At 73.7% G+C, this 16,690-nt stretch carries 12 protein-coding genes; 2 read left to right on the top strand and 10 right to left on the bottom strand.

The annotated features are described in order from the left end of the window. Window positions 1-54 precede the first annotated feature (54 nt). From ACFO3J_RS10985 to ACFO3J_RS11005, 5 genes are all read right to left on the bottom strand, one after another. Window positions 55-825, bottom strand: a complete 771-nt coding sequence (locus tag ACFO3J_RS10985) for a polyprenol monophosphomannose synthase (RefSeq protein WP_386428590.1) — start codon at window positions 823-825, stop codon at window positions 55-57. Beyond that, complete coding sequence (gene lnt, locus ACFO3J_RS10990) at window positions 822-2,501, bottom strand: apolipoprotein N-acyltransferase (protein ID WP_386428593.1); 1,680 nt, start codon at window positions 2,499-2,501, stop codon at window positions 822-824. Before lnt ends, ACFO3J_RS10985 begins: the two co-directional genes overlap by 4 nt. Before the next feature lie 707 nt (window positions 2,502-3,208). Then, entirely contained in the window at window positions 3,209-4,756 is a 1,548-nt protein-coding gene (locus ACFO3J_RS10995; protein WP_386429187.1) for an amidohydrolase, read from the bottom strand. A gap of 191 nt (window positions 4,757-4,947) precedes the next feature. Continuing rightward, a complete protein-coding gene (locus ACFO3J_RS11000; protein ID WP_093741425.1) occupies window positions 4,948-5,388 on the bottom strand; it encodes an Lrp/AsnC family transcriptional regulator in 441 nt (146 codons plus the stop codon). A 35-nt stretch (window positions 5,389-5,423) separates the two neighbouring features. Further along, a complete protein-coding gene (locus ACFO3J_RS11005) occupies window positions 5,424-6,665 on the bottom strand; it encodes a D-arabinono-1,4-lactone oxidase (protein ID WP_386428596.1) in 1,242 nt (413 codons plus the stop codon). Window positions 6,666-6,959: 294 nt separating this feature from the next. Between ACFO3J_RS11005 and ACFO3J_RS11010 the strand changes: the two genes are divergently transcribed. Continuing rightward, a complete protein-coding gene (locus ACFO3J_RS11010; RefSeq protein ID WP_386428599.1) occupies window positions 6,960-7,406 on the top strand; it encodes a hypothetical protein in 447 nt (148 codons plus the stop codon). A 180-nt stretch (window positions 7,407-7,586) separates the two neighbouring features. Here ACFO3J_RS11010 and ACFO3J_RS11015 read toward each other — a convergent pair whose 3' ends face one another. Continuing rightward, on the bottom strand, window positions 7,587-8,777 hold the full coding sequence (locus tag ACFO3J_RS11015) for an acyl-CoA dehydrogenase family protein (RefSeq protein ID WP_386428601.1): 1,191 nt from the start codon (window positions 8,775-8,777) through the stop codon (window positions 7,587-7,589). 322 nt (window positions 8,778-9,099) lie between these two features. Between ACFO3J_RS11015 and ACFO3J_RS11020 the strand changes: the two genes are divergently transcribed. Then, window positions 9,100-10,737: a serine/threonine-protein kinase gene (locus tag ACFO3J_RS11020; RefSeq protein ID WP_386428604.1), complete on the top strand. Its 1,638-nt coding sequence runs from the start codon at window positions 9,100-9,102 to the stop codon at window positions 10,735-10,737. Window positions 10,738-10,764: 27 nt separating this feature from the next. Here the strand turns inward: ACFO3J_RS11020 and ACFO3J_RS11025 are convergent, their stop codons facing one another. The 4 genes from ACFO3J_RS11025 to ACFO3J_RS11040 all read right to left on the bottom strand — a co-directional run bounded on the left by ACFO3J_RS11025 (window position 10,765) and on the right by ACFO3J_RS11040 (window position 16,665). Next, the gene (locus ACFO3J_RS11025; RefSeq protein ID WP_386429189.1) at window positions 10,765-12,015 is read right to left on the bottom strand and encodes an SLC13 family permease; all 1,251 of its coding nucleotides are present in this window, start codon (window positions 12,013-12,015) and stop codon (window positions 10,765-10,767) included. 122 nt (window positions 12,016-12,137) lie between these two features. Next, window positions 12,138-14,306, bottom strand: coding sequence for a putative bifunctional diguanylate cyclase/phosphodiesterase (locus ACFO3J_RS11030; protein ID WP_386428605.1), 2,169 nt, complete (start codon window positions 14,304-14,306; stop codon window positions 12,138-12,140). After that, window positions 14,303-15,118 (bottom strand): SAM-dependent methyltransferase, encoded by an 816-nt coding sequence (locus ACFO3J_RS11035; RefSeq protein ID WP_386428607.1) that lies wholly within the window; start codon window positions 15,116-15,118, stop codon window positions 14,303-14,305. Before ACFO3J_RS11035 ends, ACFO3J_RS11030 begins: the two co-directional genes overlap by 4 nt. Window positions 15,119-15,423: 305 nt before the next feature. Next, entirely contained in the window at window positions 15,424-16,665 is a 1,242-nt protein-coding gene (locus ACFO3J_RS11040) for a chitinase (protein WP_386428609.1), read from the bottom strand. Window positions 16,666-16,690: the final 25 nt, after the last annotated feature.

Consider the following 16,690-nt stretch of genomic DNA (forward strand, 5'->3'; position numbering starts at 1 on the left):
CCCCCGGCCCGGCCGGCCCACCCCCGTACCGGTGTACGCGCGGTGGGACCCCGGTCAGCGGTTGCGGCCGGTGATCTTGCCGACCCGGTCGCCCACGCCCCAGGCGGTGACCCGCCACAGCGCCTCGACCACGATGTTGCGGCTCATCTTGCTGTCGCCGCGCTCGCGCTCCACGAAGGTGATCGGCACCTCGACCACGTGGAAGCCCGCCTTCACCGCGCGCCAGGCCAGGTCCACCTGGAAGCAGTAGCCGGCCGAGGCCACCTCGTCCATGCCCAGGCCTTCCAGGGTCTCCTTGCGGAAGGCCCGGTAGCCGCCGGTGACGTCGCGTATCGGCACGTCGAGCATCAGCCGGGAGTAGGTGCTGCCGCCGCGGGAGAGGATCTCGCGGGACCTCGGCCAGTTCACCACCCGGCCGCCGGAGATCCAGCGCGAGCCCAGCACCATGTCGGCGTTCTTCAGCGCGATAAGCAGCCGGGGCAGTTCCTCGGGCTGGTGGGAGCCGTCGGCGTCCATCTCGACCAGCACGCCGTAGCCCTCGTCGATGCCCCACCGGAAACCGGCCAGATAGGCGGCGCCCAGGCCTTCCTTGCCCATCCGGTGCAGGACGTGCACCTGCTTGTCGGCGTGCGCGAGCTCGTCGGCGAGTTTGCCCGTGCCGTCCGGGCTGTTGTCGTCGGCGATCAGGACATGGGCGTCGGGTACCGACTCCCGGACCCGTTCGACGATCGGCTTGATGTTCTCTGCCTCGTTGTACGTCGGGATGATGACGAGGACTGTGCCGAGCGGACCGAATTTCCGCTGCTCGTCGTCGTTCGCTGTCACTGCTGCTTTTGCCCCTTCGCCATGCGTGTCCGGTCGCGCCTGCCGATCGCGACCGCGGCCGCACAGGACAGGAGCCCCACCATAGCGAGAGTCCACTCCGGTACCGCACCGACGCGATCGGCGACAGTTCTCTGGTCGCGCAGCGGGATGTCGGCGCTGAGCACCTGCTGGGTGAACTCGCCGCTGCGCTGCTCGATCTTCCCATTCGGAGCGACGATCGCGCTGATGCCGCTGGTCGCCGCGGTCACCACGGCCCGGCCGTGCTCGATGGCGCGCAGCCGGGACATGGCGAGCTGCTGTTCGGGCTGACCGGTGCGACCGTAGGTCGCGTTGTTGGTCTGGACGACGATGGCGCGGGCGCCGGCGTTGACCGTGTCGCGCACGATGCCGTCGTAGGCCACCTCGAAGCAGATCACATCGCCGAGCTTGGCCGGGCCGAGCTGCAGGACGCCGGTGCCCTTGCCGGGGTAGAAGTCGCGCGGGATCTCCTTGAGCCGGCTGATGACCTTGGTGAGTTCCTTGCGGTAGGGCACGTACTCGCCGAAGGGCACCGGGTGCTGCTTGGTGTAGTGGGCGCCGGGGCCGGTGACCGGGTCCCAGACGATGCCCTCGTTCTGGACGTGGTCCTTGTCCGGGCCGTCCACCAGCGCGCCGACCAGGACGGGGACGCCGACCGCCTGCACGGCCTGGGTGATCTTGTCGTACGCGGCCGGGTTGGAGAACGGGTCGAGGTCGGAGGAGTTCTCCGGCCACAGCACCAGGTCCGGCTTGGGCACCCGGCCGGCCTTGATGTCGGCGGCGAGCTTGAGGGTGGCGCTGACGTGGTTGTCGAGGATCATCATCGGGCGGCCGAGGAAGTCCAGGCCCGGCTTCTGCACATTGCCCTGGACGACGGCGATGCGGACGTGGTCGGTGGCGCCGGTGGGCACCGGCACCAGCAGCCCGGCGCAGACCGCCGCCGCGGACAGCACGAGGGCGCCGCCCGCTGTGACGGCGCTGTGCGCCCCGCGGGGCTGCCCGCGAAGCTTGTAGGCGGCGAGGGCCGCCGCGGCCAGCAGAGTGCCGCTGAGGGCCACCGCGAAGGTGACCAGCGGGGCGCTGCCCAGCGCGGCGAGCGGGGTGAAGGGCGAGCCGGTGTTGGCGAAGGCCAGCCGGCCCCACGGGAAGCCGCCGAACGGCAGCCGGTCCCGGGCCAGTTCCTCGGTCACCCACAGGCACGCGGCCCACAGCGGCCACCACGGCAGCTTCTGGCTGAGCACCAGGCAGGCGCCCAGTCCGGCCAGGAACGCCGCCTCGATCGCGGACAGGCCCACCACGGCGTCCCAGCCGACCACGTTGAGCCAGGACAGCAGCCAGATGAAGAAGGGCAGCCCGAAGGCGAAGCCGAGCCAGGCGCCCTGCCCGACCGTCCGGCCGCGCATCAGCAGCGACAGCGCGGCGACCGCGACGATCGACAGCGGCCAGATGTCGTACGGCGGGAAGGCGACGGTCAGCGCGAGGCCGAAGACGACGGCCACGGCGGTGCTGGGCGCGGCTCGCCGGCAGGTGGCGGCGAACCGGCGCCGCCGGGAGGCCCGTACCGGCGCGGCGTCGTCCGGGGCGGCCTCGGGTCGCGTGCCGGCCGGCTCGGCGGCCGTCGGGGGCACCGCGGGCGCGGTTTCGGGTCGCAGACGCACGATCGCGGCCTTCCAGCAGGTGGCGGGGTGGTGAAGGCGACCGTACCTCGTGATGCCATGAGGATCGGTCCCGGGTACGCAGAGCCCCGCCCGGTGCTCGGTGGTTGCCCAAGGACCGGCAAATCCCGCCCCCGCGGCCCACCGGCCACCCCACACGGAACGGGCCCGGACGACCTTCGGGCCGACCCGGGGCCCTCCCCCGGACTCCGTCCGGGGGCACCCCCAGCTGCGAGCCGGCACACCCCGCCACCCCACACGGAACGGGCCCGGACGACCTTCGGGCCGACCCGGGGCTCGCTGGCTGCGAGTCGGCACCGAGGTCGTTGTCTACTGGGCGTCCGGGCCCTTTCCGGGTCACACCTGCCGGTCGGGCGGCCCTCCCCCTCCGTACCCTCGCGGGTGGAGGGGCCCACTGGCGAGCCGCGTGCCGCGTCGTGAGCGCTGGGCCTGGCTGCCAGTGGCGGCGTGCACGTGCGGCGCGACGCCCCATGGCCCAGCGTGGTCGACGCAGCCGCGGAGTGCCCCCGGTCCGACGTCCTGTGGTGGACTCGGCCGAACCTACTCGCCCCCGACCAGCAACTGTCAACACCCCTGTGACCTGCTGGGTTTCGCCAAATCAGCAGGTCAGTACGGACTCGGCCACGACATCACGACACGCCGCTGCCCGGCGAGGGCACACCGTTCGGCGGCATGAGGGAAACCGCAGCTCACCCGTTCGGCGGCGGGTAGACCGTCCGGCCGCCGACCACCGTGCGCAACGCCGTGGGCAGCGGGCCGCCGGGGGTCACGTCGGGCAGGCCGGGGGTGCCGGAGCGCGGGTCGGTCGACCAGTTGGCGACGCGCTGGTCGGGGGCCTGTACGACCAGGTCGCCGACGCTCCAGACCGCGTAGTCGGCGGGCGCGCCGGGCACCAGGACGCCGGCGTCGTCGCGGCCGACGGCCCGCCAGCCGCCCCGGGTATGGGCGTTGAAGGCGGCGCGGGCGGAGATGCCGTGCCCGGGGGTGCGGTGGAAGGCGGCGGCCCGGACCGCGCCCCACGGGTCGAGCGGGGTGACCGGGCTGTCGGAGCCGAGCACCAGCGGCACCCCGGCGCGGGTCATCGCCGCGAAGGGGTTGAGGCGGGCGGCCCGCTCGGCGCCGAGCCTGCGGGCGTACATGCCGTCCTCGCCGCCCCAGGCCGCGTCGAAGGCGGGCTGGACGGAGGCGACGAGCCCGAACTCGGCGAAGGCGGCGATGGTCCGCCCGGTCATCAGCTCGGCGTGCTCCACCCGGTGCCGCAGCGCGCGCACCCGGTCCTTTCCGGCCGCCTCCGCCGCGGCCCGTACCCCGGCCACCACCGCGTCGATCGCCGCGTCGCCGATGGCGTGGAAACCTGCCTGGACGCCCGCCTCGGTGCACAGCACGAGGTGCCGGGCGATGGTCTCGGCGTCAAGGTGCGCGACACCGGTGTGCGGGGCGTCGGCGTAGGGGGCGTGCAGCAGCGCGGTGTGCGAGCCGATGGAGCCGTCGACGAAGAGGTCGCCGCCGGCGCCGATCGCGCCGAGGTCGCGGAGCCGCTCCAGGTCGGCGGGGCCCTGCCAGGGCTGCGCCCAGTAGCCGAAGACCCGCGGTCCGGGCGCGGCGGCGGCCAGCGCCAGCAGGCCGGTCAGGTCGTCCTCACTGGAGATGTCGGGGCCGGCGCACTCGTGGACCGCCCCGATGCCCTGGGCGGCCGCGTGGGCCAGCGCGGCCCGCTGGGCGTCGGCCCGCTGGGCCGGCGGCACGGCCTCGTGGGCGGCCCGGCGCACCGCGTGATGGGCGCCGCGGGTCAGCGGGGCCACCGGGTCGTAGCCGGGCTCGGCCTCGATGCCGGGGACGAGAGCGAGCAGCGCGCTGCTGACGGCGGCGGAGTGCACGTCGGCGCGGGTCAGGTAGAGCGGTCTGCCGCCGGCCGCCCGGTCGAGTTCGGCCCGGGTCGGGGGCCGGCGCTCGGGCCAGCGGCTCTCGTCCCAGCCGTGGCCGAGCAGCACCCGGTCGGCGGGGCGGGCGGCGGCGTGCGCGGCGGTACGGGCCAGTGCCTCGGTCAGCGAGCCGGCGTCGGACAGGTCGAGGCCGGTCAGGGCCAGGCCGGTGGAGGTGGTGTGCACATGAGCGTCGGTGAAGGCCGGGGTGACCAGCGCGCCGTCCAGCTGGACGACGGTGTCGACGCCGTCGGCGAAGGAGTCCGCGGCCCCCTCGGAGCCGACCCAGGCGACCGAGCCGCCGTCCACCACCATGGCGGTGGCGAAGGGGTCGGCGGGGCTGTAGACGAAGCCGCCGCGCAGCAGAACGGTGCCGCTCGGCGCGGGGCCCTCGGGGGTCTCGGTCGCGTCGGCGGTCCGCCGCGCGGAGGTGTCGTGCATGGGCACCAGTCTCCCCCGCCCGCCCGCCGCCTCCGGCCTCGGGGTGGCCACCGGGCGGGACGGGCTCAGACGCGCGGCGGCCTGGCCTCGTAGGCCGTGGACAGGACGACGGTGGTGCGGGTGGAGACGCCGGCCAGGCTGCGGATCCGGCCGAGCAGGTGTTCCAGCTCGATGGGCGTGGCGACCCTGACCTTGAGGATGTAGTTCTCGTCGCCGGCCACGCTGTGGCACGCCTCGATCTCGGGGACCTCGGTGAGCCGGTCGGCGATGTCGTCGGGCGCGCTGGGGTCGAAGGGCTTGACCGAGATGAACGCGGTGAGCGACAGCCCGATCGCCTCGGCGTCGATGATCGCCGCGTAGCCGCGGATCACCCCGCGCTGTTCGAGGCGGCGCACCCGCTGGTGCACCGCCGAGGTGGACAGGCCGGTGGCCTTGCCCAGGTCGGTGTAGCTCATCCGCCCATCGGCGACGAGAAGTTCCACGATGTGCCGGTCCAGCTCCTCCACAGCCGATGACCTTACCGGCAGTGAGCGCGGTCGCGTCAGGCGGACAGCAATCGTCGCAGGTAGGCGTTGCCGAACTTCGCGGTCGGGTCGGTCCGCTCGGCCAGCGCCAGGAAGTCGGCCATCCGGGGGTAGGCGGCCCGGACACGGTCGGGGGCGACGGTGAAGAGCTTGCCCCAGTGCGGGCGGGGGTCGAGCGGGGCCAGCGCGGCCTCGACGGCGGCCAGTACGGGCGCGACGGCGGCCGGGTCCTTGATCCAGGTGAAGTGCAGCGCCACCGTGTCGCGCCCGTGGGCGGGGCTGAGCCACAGCCGGTCGGCGGCGACGGTGCGGATCTCGCAGACCTGGAGCACGGGCGCGATGGTCCCGCGCAGGCCGGCCAGGGCTTGCAGGGCGGCCACCGCGTTGGCGCGCGGCACCAGGTACTCGGACTGGAGTTCCTCGCCGCTGCTGGGTGTGAAGCCGGCCCGGAAGTGCGGCAGCCGCTCGTGCCAGGGGCCGGGCTCGCCGTCCTGGGGCGTGCAGTGCACCGGGTCCGCGCCGGGCACGGGGTGCAGCGGGCCCTCGGCGGGCCGGGTCCAGGGCAGGTCGGGGTCGGGGGCGTCGGCGAGCTGCTTGAGCCACACCTGGCCGAAGCGGGGGGCCCGCCAGTCGGTGAACAGGCTGACGCTGTACGCGGCGCCGGTGATGGCGTCGAAGTGCTCGACGGCGTCGGACAGTTCGAGACCGGTGCGGACCCGCTGCCGTATCCGGAAGTCGGGCACCGTGTCGAGGGTGAGGTGGGTGACGACGCCGAGGGCGCCGAGCGAGACCACCGCGCCGTCGAAGGCGTCGCCGTCGCTCTCGCGGCTGAGGGTGCGGCTCTCGCCGTCGGCGGTGATCAGGTCGAGGGCGCGCACGGAGGTGGCCAGGCCGCCGTTGGCGTCGCCGGAGCCGTGGGTGCCGGTGGCCACCGAGCCGGCCACCGAGATGTGCGGCAGCGAGGCCATGTTGGGCAGCGCGCGGCCGTGCGCGTGCAGGGCCGCGGCGAGTTCGGCGTAGCGCACCGCGGCGGCGACCCGCACCGTGCCGGCCGCGCTGTCGAGGTCGATCTCGGCGGGCAGCGCGGCGAGTTCCACCAGATCGCCTTCGGTGTCGGCGATGTCGCTGAAGGAGTGGCCGCTGCCGAGCGCCTTGACGTGTCGGCTGCCGGCCACCAGGGAGCGCAGCGCGTCGAGGTCGGCCGGCCGGTGCACCCGGGCCGCCGCGAAAGTGAGATTGCCCGCCCAGTTCGTCGGCATGCCGGCCGCCTCCGTTCGTCGGCGGACCCTCCTGGCCTCGCCGGATGCACCCTATCCGGCGCGGCGGCAAGACAGGCCGCCGCGTCGGGGGATGCGTTCGGGGGTGCGTGGTCGCACGGCGGGGGCGCATGCGGCAGCCGATCCCGTTGGTGTGACGAAGGCCACACCGTGAGCGACCGGGGTGCTTCCGGTGGCGTGATTACACGCGTAGCGCGGCGGGAAGTGCTCGCTATGGCCGCGAGCGTGAAGCCGGGCCGGCCTGTCGAGGGCATCCACCCAAGGGGGAGACGCGTCATGCGTAACCACGTGCGCCGCAATGCTGGCGAGCGGAGTCTGTCCGCGTTCGAGGACGGCGAAGAGCGGGACTTCGGGCTCGCCCTGCCGACCGAGGAGGCCGACGACGCCGACGAGGCGGCCGAGGAGGAGTTCGGCGATGTCGTACGGCTGGCCTGCCCGGACTGCGGCCGGCCGATCTCGGTCTTCACCGACGAGGAGGATCTCCCGGAGCACGCCCTGTGCCCCACTCCCTGGAACCCGTTCGGTCTGACGGTGTGCCCCGGCTCCGGCCGCGCGGTGGCCGACGCCCTGCCGTTGGTGGGCGTCCAGGCCCTTCAGGAGCAGGAGTTGGCGGTGGTGCTGACGCTGCCGGCCGAACTCGACTGGCGCACCCAGCCGTTCTCGCACGTCGGCGGCCCCGGCTCGCGGCCGGTCCGGATGACGGCGCCCGGACTGGCGGCCTGAGCCCTCAACCCTCCCCCGATCCGCCACCGCGCGGATCGGACCGGATCTCAAGGCCCCCAACACCCCGCGGGAAAAAGCTCGATGACGGATCGTCACATCGGAGCGCTCGCGGGCGGCGGACCATCGGGAGTCCCCCAGTCGGCGCTGGGGGTGCCCCCGCGGAGCCCCGCTGACGGCGCGTCAGTCCCGCGACTCCGGGCCCGCCAGATGCCGGGCGATGACCATCCGCTGGATCTGGTTGGTGCCCTCCACGATCTGCAGCACCTTCGCCTCGCGCATGTAGCGTTCCACCGGGAAGTCGGCGGTGTAGCCGTAGCCGCCCAGGAGTTGGACCGCGTCGGTGGTCACCTGCATCGCGGTGTCGGCGCAGAAGAGCTTGGCCATCGCGGCCTGCGGGGTGAAGTCCAGGCCGGCGTCACGCAGCCGCGCCGCGTTCAGATACAGCGCCCGGCCCGCCTCGATCCGGGTGGCCATGTCCGCGAGCATGAAGCGCAGTCCCTGGAAGTCGGCGATCGGCCGGCCGAACTGCCGCCGCTCCAGCGTGTAGCCGAGCGCGGCGTCCAGCGCGGCCTGCGCCACGCCGATCGCGCAGGCCGCGATGCCGAGCCGTCCGGAGTCCAGGGCGGCCAGCGCGATGGCGAAGCCGTGCCCTTCGTCGCCGATCCGCCGGGCGTCGGCCACCCGCACCCCGTCGAAGTGCACCTGGGCGGTCGGGGAGCCCTTCATGCCCATCTTCCGCTCGGGCGTCCCGGCCGACAGGCCCTCGGCGTCGCCGGGGACGAGATACGCCGAGATCCCGTGCGCTCCCTCACCACCGCTGCGCGCCAGCACGGTGTAGAAGTCGGCGACCCCGCCGTGGGTGATCCACGCCTTGGTGCCGTCGATGGTCCAGGTGTCGCCGTCGCGTACCGCCCTGGTGCGCAGATTCGCCGCGTCGGAGCCGGAGGTGGGCTCGGACAGGCAGTAGGCACCGAGCAGGCCGCCGCCGAGCATCGCGGGCAGCAGCTCGGCGCGCTGCTCCTTGCTGCCGAAGGCGGCGAGCGCGTGGCAGGCCAGGGTGTGCACGCTGACGCCGAGGCCGACGGTGAGCCGGGCCGCGGCCAGTTCTTCGAGCACCTGGAGATAGACCTCGTACGGCTGCCCGCCGCCGCCGTGCTCCTCCGGGTAGGGCAGACCGAGCAGGCCCGCCTCGCCGATCAGCCGGAAGACCTCGCGCGGGAAACGGCCGGCTTCCTCCTCGGCCGCCGCGGCGGGTGCGATCTCCCGCTGGGCGATCTCCCTGGTCAGCGCCAGCAGCTCGGCGGCCTCCTCGGTGGGCAGCCGGCGGGAAACGGGCTGGGGGCCTCGCGGGCCATGACCGTGTTCCGTCATTGCGGCACATCCTCCCTGTCGGGGGTGACGGCGGCACCGCTGGGGGTGAGGCGGAACCGTCCGGTGGGCGATACCCCATTCCCGATGTTCCCCTGCCGGGTCGCGGCACACGGTGATCAACGGGTATGGCCGGTTGGAGTATGCCCGATCGGAGCCGCTTCGTCACGACCGTCCCCGGCCGACTTCGGCCGCCCCGGGCGGACCCCGGAAGGGACCCGGCGCGGACCCGGGAATCGGGCCGGCCGCGGGCACGGGCGATGATCGGCCACCGGTTTTCGGGAAGCGGCCGGGACGGCCCGCGGGGTCGTCGTACGCTTCGGCCATGGAGAGTCTGGGGGGCGCCGATCCGCGTTCGATCGGCGGTTATCCGCTGTTCGCGCGGCTCGGCGCGGGAGGCATGGGGCAGGTGTATCTGGCCCGCACACCGGCCGGCCGGGCACTGGCGCTGAAGACGGTGCGGTCGGAGTTCGGACTGGATCCGGGGTTCGCGGAGCGCTTCGCCCGGGAGATCCGGCACGCGGACCGGGTGCGCTCGCCGTGGACCGTGGCGGTGGTGGACTTCTCGCCGCAGGGCAGCAGTCCGCAGTGGCTCGCCACCGAGTACGTGGCCGCCCCGTCGCTGTCCGACTGGGTGACCCGGCACGGCCCGCTGCCGCAGGACGCGCTGACCGCGCTGGCCGCCGAGCTGTGCGAGGGGCTGCACGCGGTGCACCGGGCCGGGCTCGCCCACCGGGACGTCAAACCGTCGAACGTACTGCTGCCCGGCACCCGCCCGCTGCTGATCGACTTCGGCATCGCCCGCGCCGCCGACGACTCCCGGCACACCCGCACCGGCGGGGTGATCGGCTCCCCCGGCTACATGGCGCCCGAGCAGGCCACCGCGGGGGTCTCCGCCGAGCCGGGGGACGTCTTCGCGCTGGGTGCGCTGCTGGTGTACGCGGCCACCGGCCGGGGCCCGTTCAACCGGCCCGGGGAGGAGCCCTCCACGCCCGCGCTGCTCTACCGGGTGGTCCACGAGGAGCCGGATCTGGACGGGGTGCCCGGGGCGCTGCTGCCGCTGGTGCGCGCCTGCCTGGCGAAGCGGCCCGAGGAGCGCCCGGCCGCCGGGACGGCCGCCGGGCTGCTGCCGGAAGGGGACCGCGCCAGCGGTGGCTGGACGCTGCGGCAGCCGCCCGGCCTCGCGGCGGAACTCGCGGCGCGGGACGCGGAGATGCGGGCCGCGCTCGGCCGGCCGCCCGCGACCGGCGCGCCCGTCGCGACGGCTCCGCTGACCGTCCCCTCCCCGCCCGGGCCGGCGCCGTCCGATCGGCGCACCGAAGCGGCCGACACCCGTCGGGGTGGGCCCGCCCCGGCGCCGCCGGTCGTGCCCCGGCCGGTGCCGCCGCCCCCGGCCCCGAAGAGCCGCCGGGGCCTGTTGATCGCGGCCGCCGTGGCCGCGGCGGCCGTCCTCGCGCTGACCGGCCTGCTGGTGGACAACCTGCTGGGGTCCGGCGCGGACGACGCCGCTTCGACCGGCGGCAGCGGCGGCGCGTCCACCACCCCGGCCGACGGCCCGAGCCCCGACCCCGACGCGCTGCCGGCCTCGTGGGTGGGCACCTGGGTCGGCACCGGGCCCGGCAACCCGGACGGCAACTACTCCTTCGGCCTGCACACCGACAGCTACAAGGTCACCGTCACCCTGCACGCGGGCAGCCGGGGCCAGCTGGTCGGGCAGCAGGTCAGCGACATCCACGACCAGGACACCGGGAAGAACGACGGCTGCACCGAATCCCTGGAGCTGTACGAGGTGGACGGCGCCACCATCGTGTTCGCGGCCAGGTCGCCGCACACCACGGACCCGGCCAGCACCCTGACGTGCTCGAAGGACAACCGCTACCGGGTGACGATGACGGACGGGGCACTCACCTTCGACGAGGGCTCGCAGGGGCTCGGCGCTCCGACGACCTTCACCCGGCGCTGAGGCCGCGAAGGCACCCGCGGGCGGGCGTCAGACGACCCGCAGCCCCGCCCACAGCGCCACCGTGGCGGCCAGCAGCGTCGGCGGTACGGTCAGCAGGCCCAGCCGGGTGAAGGTCCGCAGCGAGGCGTCGGTGCCGTGCTCGCGCAGCACCCGGCGCCACAGCAGGGTGGCCAGCGAGCCGACGTAGGTCAGGTTGGGTCCCAGATTGACGCCGATCAGCACGGCGAGCACGGGTCCGGGGCCGCTCCCGCCGACCAGCGGCAGCAGCGCGAGGACCGCCGGCAGGTTGTTGATCAGGTTGGCCAGCACGGCGGCGAACCCGGCGACCCCCAGCAGCGCGAGCAGGCCGTCGCCGCCCGGCAGCACCCGGCCGGCGGCGTCGGCGAGCCCGTTGTCCACCACCGCCTTGACCACGATGCCCAGCGCCAGCACGAACAGGCAGAACAGCGGTCCGGCCGCCACCACCAGGCCGCGCACCGTGGTCCGGCGGCGGCGCAGCGCCCGGCCGGCCAGCACCAGCGCGCCGGCCAGCGCCGCCCAGGCCGGATTGACCCCGGCGAGCGAGGTGACCGCGAAACCGGCCAGCGTCAGCGCCAGGGTGACCAGGGTGAACACCGGTACGGCGGGGGGATCGCCGGCCTCCGGGGGGTGTCCGGTGACGGCCAGGTCGGCGGCGAAGTACCGGCGGAAGACCAGATACTCGATCCCGACGGTCAGCAGCCAGGGCACGGCCATCAGCGCCGCGAACCGGGGGAAGGACACCCCGGCGGCGGTGAACGCGAGCAGGTTGGTCAAGTTGGAGACCGGCAGCAGCAGCGAGGCGGAGTTCGACAGGTGCGCGCAGGCGTAGACATGCGGCCGGGGCCTGGCGCCGGCCCGGGCGGCGGTGGCGATGATCACCGGGGTGAGCAGCACCACGGTGGCGTCCAGGCTGAGCACCGCGGTGACGAGCGCGGCAACCGCGAACACCCCGGCCAGCAGCCGCTGCGGCTCGCCCCGGCAGGCGCGGGCCACCGCTTCGCCGGCCGCGGTGAACAGTCCGTCGTCGGCGCAGAGTTCGGCCAGTACGAGCACGGCGGCCAGGAAGCCGACGACCGGGGCCAGTTCCCTGATCTGCGCCCAGGCGTCCGAGGGGCCGACGGCGCCGACCGCGATGAGCAGCCCGGCCGCCGGCAGCGCGACCACCGCCTCCGGCAGGCCCCGGGGGCGCGCCACCGCGAAGGCGAGCACGGCGAGCAGGCAGATGACGGACAAGGCCTCGGCTGCGGCGCTGTTCAGCGGGGACTCCACGGGGGTGCGGCTCGGCGGGCGAGCCTGGTCACCCGTACGCGTACCCCGCGATTCCATCACGCCACCGGTCCGCGACCGCACCTGCGGGTCCGCCGGACGGGGCCCCGGGGTCAGCTCGCGTCGGCCAGCGTGAGGCAGTGCAGCAGCTCGGGCGGGCCCGGACGCGCGTAGTACCAGCCCTGGCCGGTGTCGCAGCCCAGCGCCCGCAGGTGTTCGGCCTGGTTGCGGGTCTCCACGCCCTCAACGGTGACGGTCAGCCCCAGCCCGTGGGCGAGCGAGACGATGCCCTCGACGATCTTCAGGTCGACCGGGTCGGCGGGCTGCCGGCGCATACCGCGGGTGAAGGCGCGGTCGAGCTTGAGCACGCTGACCGGGAGCCAGCGCAGCGAGGAGAGGTTGGAGTAGCCGGTGCCGAAGTCGTCCAGCGCTATCGACACCCCGAGGTCGGCGATCCGGCGCAGCGGCTTGAGCTGCTCCTCGTCGGCGCCGATCAGGGCGCTCTCGGTGACTTCGAGGCAGAGCGACTCGGGTGCCAGTCCGGTCTCGTCCAGCACCCGGGCGACCTCGACCACCAGGCCGGGGTGGTGCAGCTGGATCGGCGAGAGGTTGACGTTGACCCGGGGGGCGCGTCCGCCGTCCATCGCGCGCTGCCAGTCGCGGGCCTGCCGGGCGGCCTGCTCCAGCACCCAGCGGCCCAGCGGCACGATCTGGCCGGTGTGCTCGGCCAGCGGGATGAACTGGTCGGGGCCGAGCACCCCGTGGACCGGGTGGCACCAGCGGACCAGGGCCTCGGCGCCGTGCACGGAGCCGTCCTCCAGCCCGATCAGCGGCTGGTACTCGATGAAGAACTCGCCGCGTTCCAGAGCGCCGGGCAGCCGGTTGGTCAGGCCGTGCCGGGTGATGGCGCGGGCGTCCGCGTCGGGGTCGGCGACCTCGTAGCGGTTGCCGCCCAGTTCCTTGGCCCTGTACATCGTGATGTCCGCGCTGCGCAGCACATCGGCCGCTTCCCGGCCGCCCACCGGGCCGTGCACGATGCCGATACTGCCGTGCACCGGCAGTTCCCGGCCGTCGAGCAGGACCGGGGCGGCCAGCGCGTCCAGGATGCGGCCGGCCAGATCGGTGACCGCGCGCAGGTTCGGCGGGTCGGCGTACAGGGCGACGAACTCGTCGCCGCCGATCCGCGCGACCAGCTGGTCGGGCGAGGTGACGCAGGCGCTGAGCCGTTCGGCGACGGCGACCAGCAGCCGGTCGCCGACCTCGTGGCCGAGGCTGTCGTTGACGGCCTTGAAGCCGTCCAGGTCGAGGTAGCAGACGCCGATCCGGCTGGTGTCGCCGTCCTCGGTGAGCGCCTGGTCGAGCCGCTCGAAGAACAGCACCCGGTTGGGCAGGCCGGTGAGCGCGTCATGGGTGGCCTCGTGGCGCAGCCGGTCCAGCAGGCCCCGGCGTTCGGTGATGTCCTCGAACAGGGCGAGCTGGTACTGCGGCCGGCCGGAGACGTCGCGGAGCAGGGCCCCCTGGACGTTGGCCCACAGCACACTGCCGTCGGCGCGGGGGTAGGCCTTCTCGATCCGGTAGCTCTCGCGTTCGCCGCGTACGAGTTCGGCGTTGACGCCGCGGATGCCCGGGTCGTTGTCCGGGTGCACCCATTCGCTGACGTTGCGCCGCATGGCGTGGGAGTGGCCACCGAACATCCGGGCCAGCGCGTCGTTGACCTCCAGCACCCGGCCGTCGAGGTCGGCGATGCCGATGCCGACGGCGGCGCCCTCGAAGACCGCGCGGAAGCGGGCCTCACTGGCGGCCAGCGCGCTCTCGGCGTCGGCCTGGGCGGCCAGCGCGGCGCGGGACAGCGATTCCTGCTCGTGCAGGGTGCGTTCGCGCAGCGCCTGGGAGAAGCCGACGGCCACCGCGTGCTGGAGGCGGGCGCAGCGGGCCCGGCTCTCGTCGGCGGGCAGGCCTGGCTCGGGCGGGCAGTAGAGCACCAGATAGGCGTCGATGACGCCGAGGATGCTGGGCAGCGCCTCGGGGTCGGTGCAGTGCGCGGCCACCAGGGCGCTGCCGACCTGGGCGGCGGGCCTCGGGTCGAAGCGCGGGGCCCGCAGGGTGTCGCGCAGCAGCCGGGCGGCCGGCACCAGGTGGTCCTCGAACTCGGCGCGGGTCATCGAGGTCGCGGTGACCGGGTAGATCGCCCGGCTCCAGATCGCGGCGAACCTGCGGAGGCTGTCGTCCGGGGTCACCTGGTGTCCGGTGTCCCGCTCGCCCAGGGCCCGCCGCGCGGTCACGCCTTCAGCCCCACACCGGCCAGGCCGTTGAGTACGGCGGGTTCGTCGTCGTCGCCCACCGGCGCGTCGGGCCGCCAGTAGGGCAGCGGGACGATGCCGGGTTCGACGATCTCGAAGCCGTTGAAGAAAGGTTCCAGCTCGGCCGCGCTGCGCATGATCAGCGGAGTGGCGGTGCGGTTGTACGCCTCCTGCACGCCGCGCTGGCTGGCGGGGACGGGGACGTTCTCCAGGGTGGCGTGGGTGATGACCATGACGCTGCCGGGCGCCAGCGCGTCCCGCAGGGTGGCGATGACCTCGGCCGGGCGGTGCTCGTCGGACAGGAAGTGCACGACGGCGACCAGCATCAGCGCGATCGGCCGGTCGAAGTCCAGCATCCGCCGGGTCTCTTCGTTGTCCAGGACGGACCGCGGGTCGCGCAGGTCCGCCGAGGCGATGGTGGCGCCCTCGTTGCCCTCCAGCACGGCACGGCTGTGGGCGACGGCCACCGGGTCGTTGTCGACGTAGACCACGCGGGCGTCGGGGTTGGCGGCGTGCGCCACCTCGTGCACATTGCCGAAGGTGGGGATGCCCGAGCCGATGTCCAGGAACTGGGTGATGCCGCGCTCGGTGGCGAAGCGCACCGCGCGGCGCATCACGGCCCGGTTCGCCTGGCCGATTTTAGGGATGCCGGGAAGGGCCTGGAGCGCGATCCTGGCAGCGGCGCGGTCGACTTCGAAGTTGTGCGAGCCGCCGAGGAAGTAGTCGTAGATCCGCGAGACGCTGGGCACGGTGAGATCGATACCCTGCGGGGCCCAGGACGGTCGGTCGGTCACGGTCGGTCTCTCCAGGTAGAGGGCTCAACGGGCGCGTCAGCTACGGAGGTTCGCCGGGTACGGGGAGCACCGGGCGTCGGATGCATGATGCATGATGCTGCGCACGAGGCTACTGATCACCTGTTCGGAGCGAAACACGAAACCGGAGATCCGGCGTCCGTTTTCAGCCAACAACAACCGGCATGGGTATATGCGAAAACGCGCAATGCGGGGACGCGCAGATGCGACGGCGGGCCCGCGGCAGCTGTCGCCGCGGGCCCGCCGTCGATTTCAGGACAGCCTCCACCGGCCGTCCTGACCAGGTGTCAGCAGGCGCCCTCGTCCACCCACACACCCCACTGGCCCGTGGTGCCGGGCTCCTCGTTGGTGGTCCACCACTGGGCCTTCCACTTGTGGCCGTTGTGGGCGACCTCGTTGCCCCCGACGTAGACCGCGGTCGAGGTCCACTGGGTGAGGGCGGCGCAGCCGCCGCCGGGGGGCTGGGTCGGTGAGGTGGGCGGGGTCGTCGGCCCGGTGGGCGGGGTCGCGCCGGCGAACCGCACCGAGTACTTGGCGAAGTCCCAGGCGCCCTGGGTCACGCTGCTGCACACACCGGAAGTGGTGCCGTTGTCGGGCGGGTTGCACTGGCGGTCGCGGTTGAGCGACCAGAAGGTGAAGCGGCCCATGCCGTGGCTGGTCGCGTAGTCCAGCACGGTCTGGAAGTCGGCCTGGTAGAAGTACTCGCCGGAGTCGCTGCGGCCGTTCATGCCGGAGAAGCCCTCGTGGGCGTAGGCGGTCGCGGTGTCCCAGCCGAAGGTGGTCTTGAGCAGGCCGTTGAACGCGGTGAGCGCGCTCGTCTGGGAGGCCGCGCCGTTGAAGCCGCCGTCGAAGGGCATGATGGAGAAGTTGTTGGGCGTGAAGCCCTGCGCCTTGGCCTCGTTGAGCATCTGCTGGCCGAACCAGCCGGTGCCGGCCGCGGTGCCCGCGGTGGTCACCGAGATGTAGATGCCCGGGTTGTTCTGCTGCAGGATCTTGGCCGCGCCGATCTCGTGCGCGACCGCCGCGGTGTTCTCGTACTCCGGCTCCTCCAGGTCGAAGTCGATCGCCTTGAGCTGGTATTTGTTGACGACCTGCTGGTAGGCGGCGGCCGTGGACGCCGAGTCGGAGCAGGCCTGGCCGAGCTTGGTGCCGCCGTAGCCGCCGATGGAGACGGACACGTCGCCGCCCTTGGCTCGGATCGCCGAGATCACGCCGCCCACCGCGGTGTCGGAGGACACGGCGCTGGTGCCGCCCCAGGTGGGGCTGCAGCCACCGCCGTTGGGCGCGAGTATGAAGGCGAGCTGGAAGGCCTTCAGCCCGGTGGCGTCCATGATCTGGCCCGCGTCCGGCGGGTTGTTGTCCAGCGGCATCAAGTAGGGCGCGGCGGCGTACCAGTTGCTGCTCAGCGCGTTCGTCGCCGCGGTGGCGCCGCTGGCCTGCCCGGCGCCCAGCGCCGTGGCGGCGCCGAGTCCCGCGATGGCGAGCACAGCGGCTGCGGCACCCGAAACGAGAGCTTTGAGTCGTCTCACGTCGGACCTCTCTGTGGGGGGTATG

The organism is Streptomyces polygonati (assembly GCF_042650325.1).
Taxonomy (GTDB): domain Bacteria; phylum Actinomycetota; class Actinomycetes; order Streptomycetales; family Streptomycetaceae; genus Actinacidiphila; species Actinacidiphila polygonati.